Genomic DNA, 6,518 nt, shown 5'->3' with positions numbered 1-6,518 from the left:
TATATTCGCTTCAGTAGCTGTAAACGTTACTGGTGTGCCATAAGCAAAGGTATTGTCACCATCGCTGCTAGTTAAAGTGACTGTTGGGGTAGCGCTCGGTGTAACGATTAGACTTGCCGAAGCTACACTCTCACAATTCGACCCCACTTGAGCCGTAGCAGTCAAAACAGCATTCGGAGCTAAAGCTATAACGGTAGCCGACCAAGTACCATTAGCAACAGTAGTGGTACCAATTAGGGTGGACCCACTATATACTCTAATAGTGGTTCCGTTAGCTTCTGAACTCGAACCACTAACAGTAGTAGTGCCCGAACAATAGCTGCCGGTAATTACGGGAGCATTAGCACAGGTAGTAACCGTAATGGAATTAGAATTAGCAGAAGTACTGTTGGTACTTGTAGCTCTAACTCTATAATAATAAGCAGTACTAGCCGTCAACCCAGTTACTGGTGAAGGTGAACTAGCAACTTGTAAATTTTCAACAATGAAAGAAGGAGTAAAAATAGTTTCATCTCCCTTAACAATTATATCATCAATACCAACTCCAGCAGAACCAGTAGCACTTAACGTTTGAAAACGCACTCTTACGGTTGAGCTATTTAAGCTATATGTAAAAGTATTAGAAGGATTTGTTAATGAAGTTGATATTGGAGTACTCACCCCTAGCGGAGTCCAATTCACCCCATCAGTCGAAACTGAAACAGTAATAGCAGCTTGAGCGGCAGAAGGGCCTCCAAATGTTCTTGCTTTAAAAGTTAAACTAATATTCGAGAAATTAGATAAATTAAGAGCTGGAGAAACAGAAGTAGAAGTTGGTGACAAAAACCCAAGATATGGAGAAGTTCCACCTTGCTGAGTGATATCAGTTTCTATCCAATTGGAAGCACCTATTGTACCTGAATTAGTTAGAATAGTAATATTTGGATTAGATGATGAGATACCAAAAGTTGGAAAAGTACTCACGTCCAATCTATAATTGTCAGCGCCAAGAACTGTTCCCCAATTAGCCGTAAAACTAGTAGCGGTAATAGCAGTAGCCGCTGTAGCCAGTGGAGCTTCAAGACCTAAAGTAGTAAAAGTACCTTGTGTGCCATAAGCTGTTCCGCCTCCATTAGTAGCATACGCTTTGTAGTAATAAACAGTATTAGGACTTAACCCAGTTAATGCAGCAGAAAACGAAACACCCGATAAATTAGTAGTAGCAAGTTGGGTTCCAGTGCCATCAGCAAAACCATTAGTAGTACTAAATTCAATACCATAAGCACTTAGATTGGAACAACCGAAAACAGAAATAGTCCCTGCTACCGTTGCACCAACTTGTGTTACGGCACTAGAGTTTCCTGTTACTACCGATGGAGCCGTATTAATACCACTACCCGATGCCGCAACATTTATAGAAGTCGCACCTCCACCACTGATAAGGATGTTTCCGTCATAAGATTGAACCAGAGTAGGTAAAAACTGTACATAAATAGTCTGTGAAATAGCTCCAGAATTTGGAACCAAAGTCAAGGAAGGGAAAAAATTACCATTATCAGTAGAAAAATAAAATCCTGACAAAGCATTTACGGTAACATTACCAGTCAAGTTTGAACCAACTAAAGAAAAATTATTGATCAAGTTACTAGAAATACATACCCCATTAAAAGATGGTAAAACACCAGCTTGTAAACTTGGATTAGTACAAGCTGTTGTGGATAAACTAGCAGAAGTACCAATGGTAACTACATCAGCACCATTTTTGGCATGAACAGTAAAAGTTTGATTGGCACCACAGCTCAAATTAGAAACCGTAGTCGAAGCCCATGCCGCAGCGGTTTGCCAAACTGCAGTACCTAAAGTAGCACCACCTACTTGAATATAACTACCACCATTAAGCTGAATAGAATATAAAGTACCTATCGGATTACCATCACCGCTACCTATAGCCACATCAATAGTAGTTTCAGTAGCATTTGATAAAGTTGGAGCCAAAGGCGCATTAGCAAAAGTATAAAAAGAAACATCTGAGCCATTCACGGTACCGCCTAAACCACCAGAAGCTATTGCTTTGTAAGTATATTGCGTATTAGGAGATAATCCTGCAACAGTAACCGAAGTAGCCGTGTTTGAAGTGCCTGTAACCGCACCTGACGCCGGAGTTGTAGCTGTAGCTAAAGTCCCATAATCAAAACTAACTGTGGTAGCATTTCCATTAGCATTAACAGTACCATTTAAGGTAGCTGCTGTGGATGATGTAACCGTAGCTGCGTTGGTAGTAACGGTTGGTGGTGTTTTGGTAAAAAAACCAGTATAAGCAAGTCCGTTTGTACCTGCTGTAGGAGAATTAAATCCCCAACCTCCTGTTGTTGTTTGACCACTCGCATAATAACGGAATGTTACTGTTGTGCCAGCAGGTACATTTTGTAAAGCTGAAATTCCTGAAACGTCTATGGATAAAGAAGCTGGTGTACCAATGGTTACAATTGGAGAACCAATCAGTGTAAAAGTAGTACCATTCAAACTATAGGCAAATTGTGAGCTTACACCTGGTGATGCAGCAAATGTAGATGTGCCCACAAGATTAGCAGTGATTGTGGCCAAACTTAATATATTTCCGTTTGTAGCCGTTAAAGTTGTTTGGAAAAAGTCAGTATTAGCAGTAGAGATTCCATTGTTTTGAAATCCTACTGTTCTAAATGAACTAGCTCCAGAACTTAGAGCAGCACCAGGTCCACGAGTAATATTACTTGCCGATGAAGTACTCACTAAATTTGTATTAAAAGTTGTAGCCGCAAATGTCGCAACACCCGCATTGAGAACTGAATTAAAATCCCATCCCGCCAAAACAGGATAACCAACGGTCAAAGCTTGAGTAACCGAAGTAGCAGCATTATAATTTCCATCTCCCGCTTGCGAAGCAGTAATTGTAGCAGTACCTATGCCTAGTATGGTTACTGTTCCATCTGAAGCTATGGTAGCAACACCAGATGAAGGTACGCTAACAAGACTATAAGTAACGGTTAAACCAGAAGAAGCTGTGGTAGCAGCACTATAAGGAGCATCGCCTATTGCCTTTATAATTGTGGCTGGTGCTATAGCTGCTATCGTTTGATTAGCTTTATCTACTGTTACACTTGTCGTAGTAGTAGCTGTGTTATAATTGTTAAAATCTGTTGGAGTAAAAGTAATTCCCTGATTAGCAGTTCCAACATTGGGTGCTGTACTTGGTGTAGTAAACGCAAAACTTCCGGGAACACTAGCGGTACCTCCCGTTAAGATAGAAGAAGCTAAAGTTTGCCCGTAAGTGATAGAAGAAGCTGTTGGCGCTTCACTAATAGTGGTTAGAGCTTTATCTACTGTTACACTAGTTGTAGTAGTAGCTGTGTTATAATTATCCGTATCTGTTGGTGTAAAAGTTACCCCTTGATTAGCAGTTCCTGCATTAGGAGCTGTTGCTAAATTTGTAAACGCAAAAGTACCGACTACACTAGCCGTTCCTCCTGTTAAAGTAGATAAAGCCAAAGTTTCTCCATAAGTAATATTCGAAGCCGTTGGAGCCACACTAATTGTCGGAGTTGCTTTGCTGACAGTATTTCCTGAAGCTGCAGTGGTAATGGTTGCAGAAGTTGCTCCACTAGTTAATGTTATCACCTGTGAATTATAGGATCCTAAAACAGTAGCCGTAGCACTTAAACGCACATACAAAGTACCTCCTGTTGAAGATAAAGTAGCCGTACTGCCATAAGTAATACCATCACTAGATACTTCATATCCTGTTGGAGCAGTAGAAGTGGTAATAGTACCTGGTAGTGAAGTAGCTGCGAAAACTACCGATTGTGCTGTAGAAGCAGTACCATAAGTAGTAGTAAAAGCAGTTAGTGTAGTTGTTGCGGGAGTAAGAGTGGGTGTAGAAGTAACCGTAATATCTCCAGGGATATAAGTAATAAGATAATTTGATGGATTAAAATCTCCTCCAGTAGCATTCGAAGGAAAAACTTGACCTGCATAAGTACCATCAGGATCACCAGCTGCTGCACCCGTACCATAAGTAATGGTAACGGAGCCAATAGTTTGAGGTGATACTAAACCACTACTGGTAAATGCAGTAGAACCCGCGCCACCTGATAAGGTATCGCCATTGGCTTTACTAACATTGTTTGCGGTTATCGAAAGAGCTTTGGTGTCTACAAAAACACTAGCAACATCAGTTGCAGTATTGTAAAAAGAAGCATCATCAGGTGTAAAAGTAATTCCTTGATTAGCAGTACCTGCATTAGGAACTGTACTTGGTGATGTAAAGGCAAAAGTTCCGGTTGTACTAGCGGTCCCTCCTGTTAAAGTAGAAGAGGCTAAAGTTTGTCCATAGGTAATCCCCGAAGCTGAAGGTGCAACACTAATAGTTGGTGTAGCTTTGGTTACAGTAAACGATTGGGTAACAGAAGTAGCCGCACAAACTGTAGTGCCATTACCAGCTTGAGAAGCAGTTAAAGTAATTGGACCACCTACACCTACAATAGTAACTATACCAGTAATTGGGTCAACAGAAGCAACACTATTGTTACTTGAACTATACGCTACAGCCAATCCCGAAGTAGCAGTAGTAGCAATACTATGTGATTCACCAAAACTTTTGGTAACCGATGCGGTAATTGGGTTTATGGTTTGAGGGGTACAAGGTGGAACTGCTGTCGCATACATGGTGAAATCATCAATTCCAACATGAGCATTGTTAGCAGTAGTATTACCAATTGTAAATCTAAAATTAGCAGTTCCTCCAACCGCTAAACTTAAACCGGTAATTGACAATCCTTTTGAAGTTACTGCTATCGATGCTAAATTAGCACAAGTGCCAATTGATGCGTTAAATGCTGTTGTACCTGTTCCAGTCGCACTTGTTAAACCATAAGCTCCAGCATTTAACCTATATGCAAAAGCAACTGGTGTTGCGTTAGAACATTGTGAATATTGTTCAATATTCCAAGTTAACTCAAATCCATTTATAATAGCACCTGTATTATTAACCACAGAAAATGTCAATGTATAAGCTGCACCATCCTGTTTAGATCCAAAAGCGATATCAGTTGAGCTTGAATTGTCTCTTAATCCAAAAGTTGAGTTACTATTAGAGTAAGCAACATTCCTGTTATAAAAACCGCCAGGAGTATAATCGCTATAAGTCCAAGCCCAATTTGAAGGTACTGAGACTGATGTTCCCGCAAAAGAATCAAAATTCTGAGTATAAGTATTCCCTGAACCAGTACCAGTAATGCTAAACTGCCCCCAACTCACCTGAGTATTCAGCAAAATCAACAAAGTAAAACTCAAAAACAGAAAAGATTTTCTAAAAAGTAAAGTATTTTTCATATTGATATATTTTTAAAACGGAAACAAAACTACATAATTATTAAAGTTAATACATAAAAAAACATTAAGTAATTGTTAACCAATTGTCAATAGTTATTTAATCGGTTTTTTATGTAGTTCATCGATGCTAAAACACTGCACAAGAAATAACAAGTAGGATTAGTTGGAAAAGTAAAAAATTTAAAATACAAGAAATAGCGTATAAAGAATAAACAGTTAAAAATGATAACCAAAAATCAATAACAGATAACCCCAAAATAATTTTTCACCCTTTAGGGCCGGGGAAAAGAAAATTATTTAACCAATTAACCCCATAAACGATAACCTAAAACCGATAACCCCAAAATAATTTTCCACCCTTTAGGGCCGGGGAAAAGAAAATTATTTGACCACTAAATAGGAACCAACAACCGACAACTTCTCTTTGCATACTTTGCGTTAGAAACTTCATGTCCTTCGTGGTTAAAAAAAATATTGTGTCACTTAGTGAACCTTATAAAAATTTCTCTAATTTCTCCAATCTGTGTTCCAAAAAAAAACTTCTTACTACATCTTAATCCGGTAATGGTTTAAAACCTTCGCAACCTAGTCCCTTCGTAGCAAAAAAAACTTCGCGTGCTTTGCGGTTTAACAAAAAAATCCCCGTCTCGTCCTCAAACGAAACAGGGATTTCTATCTTATATCATTCCCGTCAAAACGGAAACTTCAATTGTAGTCTCAATAGGTAATACTCTAGTCTTAATACTTAATACTTCAGTCTTAATACTTCAGTCTTAATACTTCAAACCTCATATTTCGTACCTCGTACCTCCTACTCAACCTATCGTTTCACTACACGAAGCGTTTTCACATCCTCGCCTTGTGTCACCACAATGTTATACACCCCACTTGGATAACGTTCCCCTAATGGTAAACTCTCCAATGTCTTAGCACTAACCTCTTGTTGCTCAATAAGTCGTCCTACCATATCATACACCGTGATGTTGATGCTTTCCTTAGCCGTGGTCGTAACACTAATCATGAAATTATTCGCAAATGGATTTGGCAACGCCATAGCACTAAACGATAAAGCAACTGGTTTAGCTTGTGATGCCGCTGGTGCTTTGATCGTACAATCTTTACCTATAGGTCCTACTCCATAAGAAGTCAACTCTATCGATACGTTGTATATA

At 39.2% G+C, this 6,518-nt stretch carries 2 protein-coding genes; both read right to left on the bottom strand.

The window, feature by feature from the left end; translation table 11 throughout:
- On the bottom strand, positions 1-5,346 hold a 5,346-nt coding region (locus tag ACSVH2_RS14010; RefSeq protein WP_438093807.1), incomplete at its 3' end, for a beta strand repeat-containing protein.
- Between the two features lie 820 nt (positions 5,347-6,166).
- Positions 6,167-6,518 (bottom strand): T9SS type A sorting domain-containing protein (locus tag ACSVH2_RS14005; protein ID WP_438093806.1); only part of this gene is annotated, 352 nt, incomplete at its 5' end.

The organism is Flavobacterium sp. RSB2_4_14 (genome assembly GCF_051547085.1).
In the GTDB taxonomy this organism is placed as follows: domain Bacteria; phylum Bacteroidota; class Bacteroidia; order Flavobacteriales; family Flavobacteriaceae; genus Flavobacterium.
The sequence above is the reverse complement of the archived record's forward strand: the minus strand, read 5'-3'. Positions and strand labels throughout refer to the sequence as shown.